This window comes from Obesumbacterium proteus (genome assembly GCF_001586165.1).
Taxonomy (GTDB): domain Bacteria; phylum Pseudomonadota; class Gammaproteobacteria; order Enterobacterales; family Enterobacteriaceae; genus Hafnia; species Hafnia protea.
The window spans coordinates 3742256-3760291 of sequence record NZ_CP014608.1 but is presented as its reverse complement, the minus strand read 5'-3'; the positions used below and the strand labels follow the sequence as shown (position 1 = coordinate 3760291).

Annotated in this window: 4 protein-coding genes and 1 pseudogene; 1 reads left to right on the top strand and 4 read right to left on the bottom strand. The window is 53.0% G+C overall.

Annotation, left to right across the window (positions count from 1 at the left end; genetic code table 11):
• Positions 1 to 5: 5 nt before the first annotated feature.
• The 4 genes and pseudogenes from DSM2777_RS17730 to DSM2777_RS17715 form a co-directional block, all read right to left on the bottom strand.
• Positions 6 to 1151 carry an ABC transporter permease gene (locus tag DSM2777_RS17730; RefSeq protein ID WP_061554719.1) on the bottom strand — a complete coding sequence of 382 codons (1146 nt, stop codon included), beginning with the start codon at positions 1149 to 1151 and terminating at the stop codon, positions 6 to 8.
• Positions 1148 to 2887: an ATP-binding cassette domain-containing protein gene (locus DSM2777_RS17725; protein WP_130985601.1), complete on the bottom strand. Its 1740-nt coding sequence runs from the start codon at positions 2885 to 2887 to the stop codon at positions 1148 to 1150. Before DSM2777_RS17725 ends, DSM2777_RS17730 begins: the two co-directional genes overlap by 4 nt.
• A gap of 8 nt (positions 2888 to 2895) precedes the next feature.
• Positions 2896 to 3894 (bottom strand): secretion protein HlyD, encoded by a 999-nt coding sequence (hlyD, locus tag DSM2777_RS17720; RefSeq protein WP_061554717.1) that lies wholly within the window; start codon positions 3892 to 3894, stop codon positions 2896 to 2898.
• Positions 3887 to 4619 (bottom strand): annotated as a pseudogene (locus tag DSM2777_RS17715) (CerR family C-terminal domain-containing protein). Before DSM2777_RS17715 ends, hlyD begins: the two are co-directional and overlap by 8 nt.
• Positions 4620 to 5118: 499 nt before the next feature.
• Between DSM2777_RS17715 and DSM2777_RS17710 the strand changes: the two are divergent.
• Positions 5119 to 17937 carry an Ig-like domain-containing protein gene (locus DSM2777_RS17710; protein ID WP_064645439.1) on the top strand — a complete coding sequence of 4273 codons (12819 nt, stop codon included), beginning with the start codon at positions 5119 to 5121 and terminating at the stop codon, positions 17935 to 17937.
• The last annotated feature ends 99 nt before the right edge of the window (positions 17938 to 18036 follow it).

Sequence of the window (18036 nt, the reverse complement as noted above, 5' to 3'; positions counted from 1 at the left end):
AATCCTCAATCCAGTCGGCGCTTGGTTTTCCACGCGGTAAGTCCAATAAAGACCACGGCAGAAATAATTAAAAACAGCAGGTTAACCATCAGCACGCTGCCGATATTACCGGCCAAAAATAGGGTCTGTAAGGTGCTTACGAAGTAGCGGGCAGGGATCACATAGGTCACGGCCTGAACAATGGCGGGCATACTGTCAATTTCAAAGATGAAGCCAGAAAGCATCACGGCAGGCAGGAACCCCGCGTTGAGCGCCACCATCGCCGCATTAAACTGATTACGGGTAATGGTAGAGATGAGCAATCCCATCCCTAGGGTGCTGGCGAGAAACAGCGTGGTCATCACGAACAAAATCAGCAGCGATCCTCGATACGGAACCCCTATCACAAAGACCGCCACCGCCATGCACAGCGCCATGGCCAGTAGCCCTAACACGTAATAAGGCAGCAGCTTAGACAGCAATAATTCCGTGCGCGTCACCTGCGTAGAAAGTAGGGCTTCCATCGTGCCGCGTTCCCACTCGCGGGCAATGACCAGCGATGTCAGGATGGCGCCGATAACCGTCATAATAATGGTTATCGCTCCAGGAATAATAAAGTGCTGGCTGATGGCGGCAGGGTTAAACCAATAGCGTAGCTGGACGTCGATTAGCGGCTTGAATTCGCCCCCTTTATCAACGGCGCGCTGCTGTAACCATATTTGCCAAATGCCTTCCGCGTAGCCTTGCACAAAGTTTGCCGTATTTGGCTCACTGCCGTCGGTAATCACCTGAATCGGGGATTTTCCCTGCGGACGAGCCAGTTGTTCAGAAAAATCAACCGGGATGACGATAAGCCCGCGAATTTTACCCGCCTGCATTTGCTTAATCAGCGCCTGTCGGTTGTCGCTGACTGTGGCTGCGATATACGGCGAGCCAAGAAACGTATTGGTGAGATCGCGGGCATCTTCTGACTGTTGCTCCATCAGAATACCCACGTGCAGTTTGCTGGAGTCGAGGTTGATGCCGTAGCCAAAAATAAACAGCAATAACAGAGGGATCACCACCGCAATCAGCGCACTGCTGGGATCGCGCAGGATCTGAGCTGTTTCTTTGCGGCACAGGGCGCGCAATCGCCGCCACGAAAAGTGAATACTGTTGGCGCTTTCACTCATGCCGTTTGCTCCTTGTCGTAGCCCTGAACCAGCTCAATAAAAGCCTGCTCCATAGTCGGATTTGGATTGTCATCGCTGGCGACGCTGTGTTTGAGCTGATCGGGTGAGCCCGCAGCAATGATTTTCCCGCGATAGACTAACCCGATGCGATCGCAGTATTCGGCCTCATCCATAAAGTGCGTGGTCACCATCACGGTAACGCCTTTATCCACCATGCCGTTGATATGTAGCCAAAACTCGCGGCGGGTGAGGGGATCGACGCCCGACGTTGGCTCATCCAAAAACAGAATGTCTGGTTCATGCATCAGCGAACAGGCCAGCGCCAGACGCTGTTTAAAGCCGAGCGGTAAAGAGTCCGGCGTTTGATTCAAAATAGGGGTGAAGTTGAACGCATTAACCATGCCCTCAATTTTTTCTTTCTGCTGTTTTCCCTTCAAACCGTAAACGCCGGAGAAAAACTTCAGGTTTTGTGCCACCGTGAGGTTGCCATAGAGCGAAAATTTCTGCGCCATATAGCCCAGATGCTGGCGAGCACGGCCTGAGTCTGTTTTCAGATCCATTCCCAAAACCAACGCTTTGCCGCTGGTGGGTTTGAGGAGGGCGCACATCATTTTAAAGGTAGTGGATTTACCCGCGCCGTTTGGCCCCAGTAAACCAAAAATTTCGCCGCGTTTAACTTGAAAATCAACGTGATCGGTGGCGGCAAAATCACCAAATTTTTTAGTGAGCTGCTGCGCCTCAATCACTGTTTCGTTGGGATCAACTTTCACCTGCGGCATGATTTTTGCCAGTTCTGATTCATGATCCGGCCCGCCGCCGAGCAGATCGATAAAGGCATCTTCAAAGCGAGGTTCAGCCTCTAGCAGCTCAGCATCCGGCTGGTTTAAATCATGTAATAACGCCTGATGATCGACGTTATCTTTCAGGATAAGGCGCAGATATTTACCTTGGATCACACCGTCGCTGACGGAAGGTAAACAGATGGCGCGCTGCAATAGTTTTCGATGTGAGATATTTTTGGCGCGCAGCAAAATGGTGCGTCCGGCCATGCGCTGAGTTAACTGCTGCGGGGCACCGCTGTAGAGCAGTTTGCCTTCGTTCATCAGCAACACCTCACGGCACTGCTCGGCTTCATCGAGATACGAAGTACTCCAGAGGATCAGCATCCCTTCATCGGCCAGCTCATGCACCATGCGCCACAGTTCGCGTCGAGAAATAGGGTCAACGCCAACGCCCGGCTCATCGAGTAACAAAACCTTGGGTTCGCCGACCAGCGTACAGGCTAACCCTAGCTTTTGCTTCATGCCGCCTGACAGCTTGCCCGCTAAGCGCTCGGTAAAACGGGTTAAGTCGGTAAACTTGAGCAGACGATCGAAGGTTTTGCGTCGTTCTTCGCCGATAACGCCGCGTAAATCGGCATATAAGGTTAGGTTTTCGATAACGGTGAGATCTTCATACAGGCCAAATTTCTGCGGCATATAGCCCAAAATGGCGTGTAATTCACTGTCCTGCGTGAGCGGATCTAACCCCACTACGCTCACCGTACCGGCGCTGGGTTTTAATAGACCGGCCAGCATGCGGATTAGCGTGGTTTTTCCTGCGCCGTCGGGGCCAACCAGCCCCATTACTGCGCCACTGGCGATGCGCGTGGAGAGACTCGCGACCGCCGGTCGATCCATGCCCGCAAAACGCTTTTCGACGCCGTCGAGCACGATTTCATGTTGCGCACTCATCATCACATCCCTTAGCGTTTGGCACCGTTATCGTTAAAACGTAAGGTCACTGGCATGCCTTGGCGCAGGCTGTCATCGGCGTCGGTGACAATAACGCGCAGGCGATAGACCAGCGCGGTACGTAATTCTGGCGTTTCGACGCTTTTTGGCGTGAACTCGGCAGTCGGTGAAACAAAGCCGATTTTGCCGCGGTAAGGCTTATCGGGACGGCCATCGGTGTAGATTTCAATCTCGGTTCCCGGTATTGCACGGCTAAGATTCTCTTCGCTGACATAGGCGCGGATCCACACCGGACGGGTAAGTGAAACGCTGAAGACGGTGCTACCGGAAGCCAGCATAGTGCCGGGTTCAACGGCGCGTGTGAGAACGGTGCCGGTAGAAGGCGCAAAGAGCTGGGTATCTTTAAGGTTCAGCTCGGCCTGATCGGCGGCGGCCTGTGCCTGCGCTAAAGCGGCCTGCGCCTGTTCGATTTCCTGTGGGCGATTCCCCGTCTGGTATTGAGACAGCTTATCTTTGGCAGCTTGCAGATTGGCTAATGCTTGATTGCGTGCTGTTTTCGCGTCTTCTAAATCATTGGCAGACGTGGCTTTACTGGCCCATAAGCCTTGCTGACGCTTTAAGTAGCTATCGGCATAGCTGAACGCCGCCTGTTGTTGAGCCACCGCAGCGCGTGCTTGAGCGATTTCTTCCGCACGGTATCCCGCCAGCAGCAAATCAAGCTGCGCTTGCGCTGCGGCCACATTGGCTTTGGCTTCATTAAGCGAATTGATGAAAGGGGCGTCATCAAGCTTGCCTAATAGGGCGCCAGGGGCAACGGCGTCGCCTTCGTCCACCGCCAGTGAGGCTAAACGGCCGCTAACGCGAAAACCAAGGTTAACGGTACGAATATCCACGTTGCCATACAGCGTTAAACCCCGATCTTCTTGGCTGCGATAGTAATAAATGCCGCCAATCACCAGCGCGATAATCACTAAAACAGCAACGATTCCAACGAGCTTTTTGTTATTCATCACTCATCCCATCCGTAGTCGATTGCGCCGTTGACGAATAAGTCATACGCAATCCGTTCAGAAGTAAATCAATATGTTGTTGTAAAACTTGGTTGATCAGATCGGCCTGTTCGGGACCGATTGATTCCCAGCCAGCCTGAATGCGGATCGTTTCACGCGCCATGCGAAAAGCCAGCACTTCGCCTAACAAGGCATGAGTATGCAGCGTTGTCACCGCGCTATCAGCGGGAAGCCCACTGTAACCCGCGACCAACTGCGTCATGAGCCGATGCAATGGCGCGATGCATTGCTGGTGAATCAGCGGATAGGCGGCCGTGGGCGCTAGCTGTTCACGTGACATAATTTGGCTGAGGTGTAGCGTTTCTGGCTGTGTCATCAGGTGGCAGAAGATAGCAAGCCCTCGATGAATGAAAGCTAAATACGCATCAGGTTTGGGGTCTTTCTGTAAAAGAAATAATGAGCACTCTTGCTGTAGGGGGGGCGAAAGCCTGACTGATAAAGTCGCTGATCCAGCGAGCAACGGCGAGGTAAGGCCCCTCTTTGGACTGAAAATAGTAGGTAATCGCGGCAATATTTTGCCCCGCTTTTAAGGCAATATCGCGCGTCGTGGCACCTTCCAACCCTCGCTCACCAAACAAGGCGATGGCGGCGTCAATCAGAGCTTGCTTTGCCTGTTCGCCGCGAGAAGTCATCGGTGTATCTGATGGCTTTGCTGATGGTTTCATTCCACACTATAAAGTTAATCATATGATTGATTAACTTTAGGCGTTAAAGATATTGCTGTAAAGACCGATAATAAATAATTAGAAATTATGATTAGTGTGGCTAATGATGGATTTTATGAATGAATAAATTTACTAATCATTAACATCAGTCATTTTATCTCCCTTCTCGAGTATTTGTTTCTAACCGCATGTATTTAATCATAATAATTTCTTTAATAAAAAATTCATCAAATGGCATATCGCTGAATTGTGCCTAATTTGTGAGTTATAGTTAAATTTATGTAAATATCCAATTGCCTTAATATCAATCGTTGTTTATATATTTCTAAGTAAGAATTTTTAATTTAGAAAGTGTCTACACGTTTCGATTCTCTGTTTTTTAGTTTTTTTTAACCAGGTCAATGATTTCACAGCACGGCTTCTTAGCTGGGCTGCGGCTAAGTTTGCGCTGTATTTGGGCGCGCTTTATACACAGCAAAGTGATTGAAAAGGAGTGGTTATGGCACAGTCAAATTTATCCTCTGGCGCATCTGCTGGTTCAGGAAGCGTTGATATTGTTACTCGTTCCAATGGGAAACAAATAGCTCAGTATGCTCAAGGAAATCGAGTAGTAACGTTAACGGAGTCCAGCGTGGTGAAAATCCACGGTGACACTTCTTTGGTGGCTAGCTATGAGCGACAGGGCAATGATTTGATTGTCCACATGAAAGATGGATCTACCGTGCGCTATCAGCGCTTTTTCTTTATGGATGAGCACGGTGAGCACAGCGAGTTAGTTTTCGATGATGGCAAAACGACACACCATGCCATTTTCCCATTTGCAGATATGGCAGGTTCTTCTACCGCGCAAACAGTGATCCCGACTTATGAGACGCTGGGTGACGGAGTCTCTACGTTAGTTGGGCATGATGGCATCTCTGCCGGCGTGATTGGCGGAGTTCTCGGGGCATTAGCTATCGGCGGCGGTATTGCACTGGCCGCAGGTGGGGGAGGCGGAGGGCATGGAGACAGCAGCTCAGGAAATGGAAATGGTGGAAATGGCAATGGAAATGGCAATGGCAATGGAAATGGCAACGGCGGCAATGGTAATGGCAATGGAGGAACAACCAATCCAACCTTAAAAGTGAACGCCTTTGCGGGCGATAACGTTCTTAACCACAACGAAAGCCTAGCTACCCAAGTGCTCAGCGGCAGCACCACGGCCTCGAATGCGGGGCGCACGGTGACGATCACTCTAGGTGGCAAAACTTACCTTGGTATTGTGGGCAAAGATGGAAGTTGGAGTATCAATATTCCAACCGCTGATTTACAGGCGCTGCCGCAGGGTAGCCTGAATATCAGCGCCACTTTGACCAACAGCGCAGGCCACAGCACGACCACGCAACTGACGGTCAATGTTAAAACGGCGCTGCCTGATTTAACCCTAAATGCTTTTGCTGGCGATAATATCCTGAACCAGCAGGAGAGCATGGTCACTCAAAGCCTGAGTGGGAAAACCAGCGCGGCTAACGCCGGTCAAAAAGTGACGCTGACGCTGAACGGGAAAACCTATACCGGCGTCGTCGGAGCCGACGGTACGTGGAGCATTGGTGTCACCAGCGGCGATCTACAGCATCTGTCGCAGGGCAAGAACACCTTATCGGTCTCCATTACCGATAAATATGGCAACACCAATACCAAAACCGAGCAGTTCAATGTAGAGACTGCACCGACCGGAAACCCTGCCTTAAAAGTTAATGCCTTTGCGGGCGACAACATTCTTAATCACAACGAAAGCTTAGCCAGCCAAGTGCTCAGCGGGAGTACTACGGCCTCGAATGCGGGGCGCACGGTAACGGTCACGCTGGGCGGAAAAACGTACACCGGGCTGGTGGGCAAAGACGGCAGCTGGAGCATCAATATTCCAACCGCTGATTTACAAGCGCTGCCACAGGGTAGCCTAAATATCAGCGCCACCTTGACCGACAGCGCAGGCCACAGCACCACCACGCAGTTGGGGATCAACGTCAAAACGGTGCTGCCAGATCTCACCCTGAATGCCTTTGCCGGTGACAATATTCTAAGCAAGCTAGAGAGCACGTTAACTCAGACCCTGACGGGGAAAACCAGTGCGGCTAACGCCGGCCAAAAAATCACGCTCACTTTAAACGGGAAAAACTACACCGCGATAGTGGGCGCAGACGGCAAGTGGAGCATCGGCGTCACCAGCGGCGATCTACAGCATTTGCCGCAGGGCCAGAATAATTTACTGGTTTCTATTACCGATAAATATGGCAACACCAGTACTAAAACCGAACAGCTCGATGTAAAAACCACCACGCCTACGATTAACGTTGCGCAATTTGCCGGTGACGACACCCTGAGTGGCGCGGAAGCAAAAACCGCTCAGGTGCTGAGCGGAAGCACCCACAACGTTGAAGCGGGTCGCGTGGTTACTATCAAACTCGACGGCGGCAAAACGTATCTTGCTACCGTTCAATCTGATGGTTCTTGGAAGGTCACGATTCCTTCCAGTGATTTAAGCTCGTTGACGGTGGGTAACCATAGCTTCACCGTTAGCGTTAGCGATTTGGCAAACCAGACCGCGAACAGTACTCACAGCTTTAAAGCCTCGGGTGACAACTCATCCATCGCCATTTCCATTGTTTCTAGCGACGATTATTTAAGCGCCAGTGAGGCACAGCAGCCGTTAGCGATTAACGGTACTACCGTCGGCGTGAGCGCTGGCGCTCATGTTACGGTGCTTCTCAACGGCAAAACCTATGGCGCAACGGTTGGTATCGCTGGGCATTGGACCGTTAGTGTACCGCCAGCCGATCTCGCGCTGTTGGCTGATGGAGCCATTAAAATCACCGCGTCGGTGACCGATTCGCTAGGCAATGTGGTTTCTAGTCAGCATACGCTTAACGTGTTGACGCATGATTTACCCGCGCCAACCATTGATACGCCGTTCACCGACGGTATTTTGAATTTGCAGGAGTCGGGCAAGGTTCAGACCCTGAGCGGAACGTCGGGTATTCACGGGTCGCAAACGGTGACGATCACCCTGGGCGGGAAAATCTATAATGCCGTCGTTGATGCCCAAGGGAATTGGCAAGTGTCCGTTCCGGTCAGCGATTTGCACGGTTTCCCACAGGGTTCGCTATCGTATCAAGTGTCGGCCACCGATGTGGCAGGCAACAATGGCAAGATAACCGGCAACTTTAGCGTTGATACCATCGCACCGCAGCTGTCGATTGGCGTTTTTGCCGGTGATGATGTGCTGAATGCCAGCGAACAAAAAGCAGTACAAACGGTGTCAGGGACTGCATCTGCTTCTGAACAAGGCAAACTGGTCGATGTGTTGATTAACGGTAAGCATTACAGCGCCACCGTAGGGGCTGATGGTCGCTGGAGTCTTAATGTTCCGGCGGCCGATCTCGCACCGTTGACCAATGGTAATCACACTATTACCGCTACGCTGACCGACAGCGCGGGCAATAGCACCACCAGCAGCCATAATTTTGTGGTGAAAAATCTTCTGCCGACGGTAACGGTATCCACCTTTGCCGGTGACGGCACGCTGGATAGCAGTGAAGCCCAAACCGCTCAGGTGCTCAAAGGCACCACCACCAACGCCGAAACCGGCAGCACAATCACGGTGACGCTCAACGGGCAAACCTACACCACGCATGTGCTCTCCAACGGCACATGGAGCCTGACGATCCCATCCGCCGATCTGGAAAAATTACCGGAGGGCTTGGCCAACGGCAACGTCAGCGTTACTGACTTGGCGGGACAAACCGTTAACGGCAAATTCAGCTTCAACGTTGATACGGATACCAACCACGGCAGCATTGCGATCTCGATTATTGCCGGCGATGACTATCTCAACGTTGCTGAGAGTAATGGCAGCTTAAACATTAACGGCACCACGACCAACGTGAGTGCTGGCACGGTCGTTACCATCGTGCTAAATGGCAAAAACTATTTGGCGACCGTTGGCGCTAACGGTCAATGGCAGACTTCGGTCAGCAGCGTTGATCTCAAAGCGCTGAAAGATGGCGTAGCCACCATAACCGCCACCGTAACCGACAAAGAAGGTCACTCGGTGAGTACGACGCACGATCTTAATGTGCTCACTCACACGTTGCCGAATCCTACTATCAACGTTCCGTTTGGCGATGGCGTACTTAACGCCACCGAAGCGCAGAGCGCACAAACGATTACCGGTAAAACGGGGATCACCGGCGCAGGGCAAACCATCACCCTGACGTTAAATGGTCATGACTATACCGGCAGCGTAGATGCTAATGGCAATTGGTCAGTTGTGGTTCCACAGGCTGATGTGCAGGCGCTGCAAAACGGAAACCAGCTCATTAAGGTAACCGCTGGCGATATTGCCGGTAACCAAATCGGTGCTTCTCTCATCGCATCGGTCGATACCGTCGCGCCGGTGATTACGATTAATAATTTTGCTGGCGATAATCGCCTGAACATTCAGGAAGCCACACAGGCACAAACGCTGTCTGGCACCGCCGTGGGAGCCGAAGCGGGGCAAAAAGTTACTATTACTCTGAATGGCAAAACATATACCGCGACGGTAGACGCCAGCGGCAACTGGACAACCTCGATTCCTTCAGCTGATTTGAAAGTGTTGAGCAATGGTGACACCACCATCAGCGTCAGCGTGACAGATAAAGCCGGTAACGGAGCGAGCCTGCAAGAAACCATTTTGGTTGACTCCGATCCAAAATTTGCGCCGCTGCTCAGCGTTAACGTCTTTGCGGGCAACGACGTGCTGGATGGCACCGAGCGCCAGAATCTGCAAACGGTCACCGGTAAAGCGCTATACGTGGAAGCGGGTCAGGTGGTCACGGTCACCATCGGCGGTAGCAGCTATACCGGCACGGTAAATGCCGATGGCAGCTGGTCCGTCAATATTCCGGCGGGTGTCTTAAGTAATTTGAACAACGGTAGCTACACGCTCGATGTTAAAGTCAGCGATCTGAGCGGCAACAGCGCGCAGGCCAGCCATGATTTCACCGTCAATACCACGGTCAGTGCCTTAACCGTGTCACCGCTCACCGGTGATAACTTGGTTAACTCAGCCGAAGTGGCTTCAGGGTTGGTGGTTAACGGAACCTCCGTGAATATTCCGGTTGGCGGAAAAATAGAAGTTACCCTTAACGGGATAACCTATAACACCACCATTCAGGCCGGTGGCACGTGGAGCGTCACAGTACCTGCGGATGCCGCTAAGGCGATCCCTGATGGCACCGCCACGCTGACGGTGTCTGGACTAGATAACGCGGGGAACCCTGTCTCCTCGACCCAAAACTTTGAAATCATTACCCATACCGCGCCGCATCCAACCCTTAATGCGCCATTTGGCGATGGCTATCTGAATGCCGCAGAGGCTGGAAATAACCAGCAACTGAGTGGTACCACGGGTGTAGCGGGCGTTGGGCAGCAGGTCACGGTCAACTTTGGCGGCAAAAACTATACCGCAACGGTTGATGCCCAGGGCAACTGGACGGTGAATATTCCAAGCGGTGATTTCACCAATTTGCAGGATGGCCCACAGACGATAACCGTCACGGCGACCGATGCGGTGGGTAACAGCACGAACATCAGCGGCAGTGCTCAGATTGACAAAACGCTGCCGGTGCTGACCATTAATCCGATCACCGGCGATAACGTGATTAACGCCGCGGAAGCCCATAGCCCGATTGTGATTTCAGGCACTGCGCTGGTTGGCGACAGCGGCCAGACCGTGGTTGTTAAAGTGGTGGTCAACGGCGCGACCTACACCGCCAACGTGAATCCAGACGGGACGTGGAGCCTCACGCTACCTTCGGGGGCGCTCAACGGCGTGAGCGATGGCAATATTTTGTTCAACGCCTCACTCACCGATGTCGCAGGCAATACTGGCACCGTTAACCAAGTGGTGAAATTGGATGCTTCGGCGGCCAACCAACCAACTATTCACATTGGCACTGTCTCTGGCGATGACTATATCAACGCCTCGGAGATTAACGCTACGCTGACGATTTCGGGTACCACAACGCACGTTGAAGCCAACCAAGTCGTCACGATTACGCTGAACGGAAAAACCTATACCACCAGCGTGAACCCAGACGGTAGCTGGAGCTACAACATTCCAGCAGTCGATGTTAAACAACTGCCAGACGGTATTGGTGGCATCAACGTATCGGTGAGTGATACCAGCGGCAACCCTGCGACGGACTCTCACAATGTAACCGTTATTGCCCAGCCTGCTGATTTGCCGACGATTCACGTGAATACCGTAGCCGGTGATAACGTGATTAACGCCAAAGAAGCACAAAGCGACCTGCAAATTACCGGTACCACCACCCATGTGACTAACGGACAAACGGTTACCGTTACGCTGGGTGGCAAGACCTATATCGGCAGCGTAGATGCCAACGGATTGTGGAGCGTCACGGTTCCTGCTGCTGACGTACAAAAACTGGATCAGGGCCCGCAAAATATCGTTGCCAACGTAAACGACGTGGCGAAAAACCCGGCCAGCGATACCCATAACGTGCAGGTGGATACACAGGCACCGTTGCTGAGCATCGATCTCTTCGTCACGGATAACGTGCTGAACTACGCTGAAGCGTTGGTTTCACAGATATTAAGTGGCAAAACAGACGCGGGCCAAACGGTTAGCGTCACCATTAACAACAAAACGGTACAGGTTACCGCTGACGGCAACGGCATCTGGAAACTGACGGTTTCAGCCGGTGATCTACAGGCGCTGCCGGATGGCACCAACACGATTACGGTGACGGCGACCGATAGCGCAGGCAATACCACGAGCAAAGATCTGTCCCTCAATGTAGGCACACATCTGCTGCCTACGCTCACATTAGATACGCCGTTTATTGATGGCATTCTAAGCATTGTAGAGTCGGCGGCGGGCGGCGTGTTAACCGGTACCTCGACGCACTTGCTGCAAGGTACCAAAATCACGGTCACCATCGGCGGCGTACAGATTATTGGTAGCGTGGGTGCCAATGGCAGTTGGTCGATTCCGGTGGCTGGACACCTTCTAGATGTTTTAGCTGACGGCAAAGCGACCATTACCGTCACCGCCACAGATAGCTACGGCAACGTGGGTAGCGCAACAGGCCAGCTTGATGTTCTGACGCATTTCGAACCCACAGCAACGCTGCCGCTGCCGCTGCCGCTGTTTGGTGATAACGTGCTGAACAATGCTGAAGCCCTGTTAGGGCAAACGCTGTCCGGCAATTCAGGTCTGCTTGGGGCAGGGCAAACGGTGTACATCACGCTGGATGGCACCAAATACGTTGGCGCGGTAGACGTGAACGGTAACTGGACGGTGCAACTTCCGTCTAACGTGCTCAGCGTGCTGGGCGATACCTCTCACACCCTGAGCGTGACGCTTACGGATCGCGCAGGCAATACCGAAACCAGCAGTTCTGCCAACTTTACGGCAAAAATTACGCTGCCGATCCCAACCTTAGATACGCCTTTCGGCGACGGGATTTTAAACTTTACCGATTCGCTCACCGCCACCAGCCTGCATGGGTTGTCAGGATTAAACACTGACGTTGGCGTGAGCGTTATGGTCAACATCAACGGTACGCCGGTTGCTGCTATCGTCAATCCTGATGGTAGCTGGAAGCTGCCGTTAGACGTTGGCACCCTACAGGCGCTGCCAGATGGCACTTGGTCACTGTCGGTCACCGTCACTGATTCTGCGGGCAACGTGGTGACATCACCAACGCAAACCGCTGAGGTTCTGACTCACGTCTTGCCTGTGCCAACCATTAACCTGCCGTTTGGTGATGGGCTGCTGAGCATTGCTGAATCGAAGGTATCGCAAACTTTGACGGGGAGCACCGGTATTACCGGCGCTGGTCAGATTGTTAAAGTCACTATCGGTTCGCAAACGCTGAACGCGGTGGTGACGGATGATGGTAAGTGGACGCTGGTGGTGCCTCCAAGTGCTTTAGGTTCCGCCTCCGTGGGAGTTGACGGTCCTAAGTTGATTCACGTTGAGGTGACCGATCACGCAGGCAACGTCGGTTCTATAGATGGCAATTTCACCGCCAGCTTGGTTGCGCCAGTGCCAACCATTGGCACGTTGTTTGGCGATGGACTGCTGAATATCGGCGAGGCCAATGACACGATAGTACTGACCGGAACCACCGGTTCTACTGGCCTGAATCAACAGGTTAAGCTAAGTATCGATATCGGCGGAGTGACCTACACCGGTTCGGTAGATGCGAGCGGCAACTGGACGATTACGCTGCCACCGAAAGCGCTGCTGAGTCTCGGCAACGGTGAACATCAAATTACCCTTACTGCGCAAGACGCTGCGGGTAACTCAACCACTATCACACCGGCACCGACCTTTACCGCATATCTGACGCCGCCAAGCGTGACGCTGGATACGCCGTTTGGTGATGGTGCACTGAGCATTAGCGAAAGTCTAAGTACGCAACAGCTGCATGGTTCGTTGACGTTGAATAATTCAGCGGTTGCGGGGTCGAAGGTTATCGTCACCATTAATAGCCATGATTTTACTGCAACCATCGATCCAAGCGGTACGTCATGGACGCTAAACCTACTTCCTGGTCAGTTAAACACGATAAATCTGGGCAGCGGACTGCAAGATATCAAGGTTACCGTAACGGATGCGGGGTTAAATACTAACTCCTCGACCGGACAGGTGCTGATTGCGCTGACGCTACCGACCATTACGGTGAATCCTAACTTTATCTCCGATCACGTAATTGATTATGCCGATCTGCATACGTTACAGGTGATTAGTGGGACTTCAACCGGATTTAAGGCTGGCCAGAGCATCAATATTACTCTCGGCGGAAAATCCTTCTCGGCGATTGTTCAAGCCAATGGTTCATGGAGCTATTCATTAGGGGTGAGCGATCTTGCCGCTATCGGTTTAGCGGGGCCAGGTAGTTTGAGCGTATCGGGTACCGATGTGGCGGGTAACGCCGCATTGCCGACCGATGTGACCTATACCGTCAATAATACGCTGCCGCTAACCAGCCTAACGATTGACCCTGTCAGCGGCGATAATATTTTGGGTATTGCCGATCTGGCAGGTACAACGATCACGATTACAGGCCATTCACAAGGTTTGGTGGGTAACGCACTGCTTATCAGCGTTGATGGTGTTCCACAGCTAACTACGCCGTTGACTGTCATCGTTGGTTCAAATGGAACATGGCAGGCAACGATCCCGAAAGCTTCGTTTACCGAAGGTAATCACACGATTACCGTGACCGATGGTACCGATAATGGATCGCTTGGGATCGTCGTTGATATAACCGCGCCACAGCTGACCGTCGATAAATTTACTGGCGATGATGTGTTAAATGCCGGTGATGTCAAAGGAGCGCAGCTGCTCAGCGGTACCGCGAGCGTGGCGGATATCGGCCAGAACGTACAAATTGTTCTTAACGGCAAAAACTATGTGGCCACGGTCGTCAGTGATGGCGGCAGCGGCGCGACGTGGTCTGTTTCTATCCCTGCAACGGATTTGGCTTTGCTGGGGCAAGGAAATAATGACATCAAGGTTACCCTAACCGATAAAGCGGGTAACTCAACCGTGGTGACGCACCCTGTCAATGTGGATACGGTTATTCCGCTGGTTAACATCGACCCTCTCAGCGTTGGCGGCTTGCTTAACACCGTCAATATTGGCGCAGGGATCTTGTTAAACGGATCAGCAGAACCTAACAGCAGCGTCACGATTAAAGTGGGGACGTTAACTAGCGTCACTATTCAAGCGGACAATTTGGGTCATTGGTCGTTAAACGTTCCTAAATTAGCTTTGCAAGGACTTACCGATGGCCCACAGGTGATTACCGTCACCAGTACCGACAGCGCGGGTAACGTCAGCGTGCCGGTGAACGTGGGCTTGAACGTGGCGCTAAATCCGGGCCTTGGCGACACGCTTAACACGTTAATTGGCGGCGATGGCGTGCTGAATCTAGCTGAATCACTGCTCACGCAGGTTCTGACAGGGACAGTGACCGGCAACTATACCGGAGCCAAGATTACCGCCACCATATTAGGACAAGACTTTGTCGCTGACGTGGGCAATAACGGTAAATGGAGCATCAATATTAACCCAAGCCTGTGGCTGTCGGCCGTCGGGAAAACCTTGGATTTCAATGTGGTGCTCACCGATGCGAATGGCAACATTGTTAAAACGCCGGTACATGTGGGCTTGGCGCTGACCGATTTGCCGATTATTCAAAACGTGGTGGCGATAGGCGATGGCTTCCTAAATAAAGTGGAAAGCACCGCGAATAATGTGGTGACTGGCACACTTGGCAATATGGTTGCAGGGACCACGGTTGCCGTACAGCTGGGGATTAGCACCTTCCAAGCGACGGTGAACGCCGACGGTACCTGGAGCGCTAACATCCCGCAGGGCGTCTTGGCAGGTTTGCAAGACGGCTCGGTTAAAGTGGTGATTATCGCCACCGATCCGGCGGGTAACGTGGTAACCAGCAACACTAACCTAAACGTTATCACCCATAATCTACCAACGCTGGCGCTGGATCCGCTGTTTGGCGATGGCGTGCTGTCGCTCACCGAAGCGCTGGCGGGCGGACTGTCGATTGGCGGTTCGACCAGCGGAATGGTAGGGCAAACGCTACAGGTACTGATTGGTGGTTCTCTGGTAACCACGGCGGTCGTTGGCGCTAACGGCAAGTGGAGCATTGCGGTTACGCCGCAAATCCTCAGCATTCTTGAGGGTGTGGTCGGTGGCAACGTGACGGTTGAGGTGAAAGGCAACGATATCGCCGGTAACCCAGTTGACCAAACCGTTGGATTGAAACTCGATCTGACGCCTCCAATCCTGAGCGGTATTTCCCTGTTCGGTGATGGTTTGCTCAACGCGGTAGACGCCACGACCAACCAGCTGATTACCGGTACGGCGGCTGGAGCGCCGCTGGGCTCTACGGTTAACGTGCTGATCGGCGGCAAAACCTTTACGGGTGTGACGTTAGCCAATGGCACCTTCAGTATTATATTAACCCCAGCCAACCTTGCGCAGTTGCCAGATGGCAACCTAACGGCAACGGTGACCGTGACGACGCCAAGCGGCAATACGGCATCGACAACCACCGGTGTGAAAGTCGGCCTGACCAATCTGCCAACTATCACGCTCGATCCGCTGCTGAGCGGTGATGGATTCCTCAACAAAGCGGAATCGCTGGTGGATCAAGTCATCAGCGGCAAAGTGACCAACCTGACTTCCGGTACGGTGAATATCACGGTTAACGGCACGCCGTTGACGGCGACGATCAATTCGAACGGAACGTGGAGCACCACGCTGAGTGCCGGTCTGCTAAGCGCATTACCGGATGGACCACTGAATATCAATGTGAGCGTCACTGATGCGGTGGGGAATACCACCTCGCTGCCGACGATACTGACTACGCTGACCCACAACTTGCCAACCATCACATTGGGCAGCTTGTTTGGTGACGCGGTGCTCAGCGTCGGTGATTTGCTGACGTCGCAGTTGATCAGTGGCACCACCACCAATTTGGCCGGAGGTTCACTCACGCTCACGTTGGGTAGCAAAATCTACACGGTGCCAGTGGGCAGCGGCGGGGCATGGAGCCTGTCTGTATCTCCGTTGGATCTTAAAGCGCTGCTAGATGGAAACCTCACGGTTGGCGTCACGGCGAAGGATGCCGCGGGCAACCCTGCGAGCGCCAGCGGCATATTGTCTGTCGTGACGCATGCACTGCCAACGCTGACTATCGGCAGCATTTTTGGCGACGGTGGCCTGAACATCGCTGATTTAGCCAGTGCACAGGTGATAAGCGGCACCAGTACCAACGCGCAAGGTTCGCAGCTGACCGTGACGTTGGGCGGCAAGTCTTATCTGACTACGGTGGGGAATGACGGTTCATGGAGTATCAACGTTCCTAAAACCGACTTGTCACTGCTGGGCGATGGCAATCTTGGCGTCAACGTATCGCTGACTAACCCTATCGGTAACACGGTGAACGCGGGTGGTTCACTCAACGTGATTACCCACCAGCCTGGTGTGGCCATTGCAAACGGCATATTTGGTGATGGTGTTCTGAATATTGCTGAATCTGGCGTTTCACAACTGCTCACCGGTACGGTAACCAGCGCGTTGCCGGGTGCCAAAGTGGTAGTGACCGTCGGCACCGTAGATTATCAGGCTACGGTGAATGCCAACGGCACGTGGTCACTCAACCTCACCTCCACTCAGTTGAAGTTGCTGACCGATGGTCCATTGCACATCGGTGTGAAAGTCACCGACGTGGTAGGCAATACCAACAGCACCGGCGTTGATGTAGGGGTCAAACTGAGTCAACCACTGCTGGGCTTAAACGTAGTGACGTTGCCTTCGCTAGGCGATCTGCTGCTTGGCGGCAAACTGCTGGTTATCACCGGTACGTCTAAAAACTTGCAGAACGGCGCGGCGCTTCATGTCTCGCTGCTGAACGACACGTTGGCCGCTGATACCACGGTGGATAGCAACGGCAACTGGTCGGCATCGCTGGGCTTAACGCTAAACCTGCTGCAACTGCTCCTGCTCAATAAAGTGGTGAACCTTAGCGCACATGACTCGGCGGGCAACGGCGTGATCGTTAACGTCGGTCTGGACGGTCACATTATTGATGTCACACCAACCTCAGCGCCAGCACCGGCCATGATGATGGCGATGAGCATTGATGATGTATCTGCTAGCCACACCGACTCTCAGGATCATCTGTCGCAAAGTCAGTCTGCAACCAGTCTTGATGATTCGGCAACGGCATCCACCTCCGGCACCTTCACCATTGGCGGCGTCACTATCGATTTGGCCGACGGCACGCATAACAGCGGCGCATCAGTCACCGGTAGTGCGGGCAGCGATAAGGTTCACGTGAGCGATGCGGGCTTTACCCACATCGACGGTGGCGCGGGCACCGATACGCTGGTGCTGGACGGCAGCAACATCAATCTGGATCTCACTTCGCTGGGGCTGAAAGTCGAGCACATCGAGATTTTCGACCTCGGCAAAGCGGGCAACAACGCCATCACCTTGGATCTTAAGGAAGCGCTCAACGTCACGGATAAACCTCAGGATGACCTACTGATCAAAGGCAGCATCGGCGATCGAGTCAATCTGGTGCATGGACAGGGCGATATCTGGGATGTCAGCGGGCAACGTGAAGTGAACGGCGTGACCTACGACGTTTACCACAACTCCTCAACCGGCAGCAGCACGTTGGGAGACGTGCTGATTCAACAAGGTCTGCATGTGAACTTGATGTAGGTGCATGCGCTCCCCTGATAAGGGGGCGTTTAGCCATGACCCCACCCTAACCCTCCCCTTATCAGGGGAGGGAACCGGTCGGAGATGTAATGGGAGGGT

What these genes read in the sequence shown, in the direction of transcription:
- DSM2777_RS17710 (WP_064645439.1), top strand. Translation starts at nt 5,119, where the DNA reads ATGGCACAGTCAAATTTATCCTCTGGCGCATCTGCTGGTTCAGGAAGC.
- DSM2777_RS17730 (WP_061554719.1), bottom strand. Translation starts at nt 1,151, where the DNA reads ATGAGTGAAAGCGCCAACAGTATTCACTTTTCGTGGCGGCGATTGCGC.
- hlyD (WP_061554717.1), bottom strand. Translation starts at nt 3,894, where the DNA reads ATGAATAACAAAAAGCTCGTTGGAATCGTTGCTGTTTTAGTGATTATC.
- DSM2777_RS17725 (WP_130985601.1), bottom strand. Translation starts at nt 2,887, where the DNA reads ATGATGAGTGCGCAACATGAAATCGTGCTCGACGGCGTCGAAAAGCGT.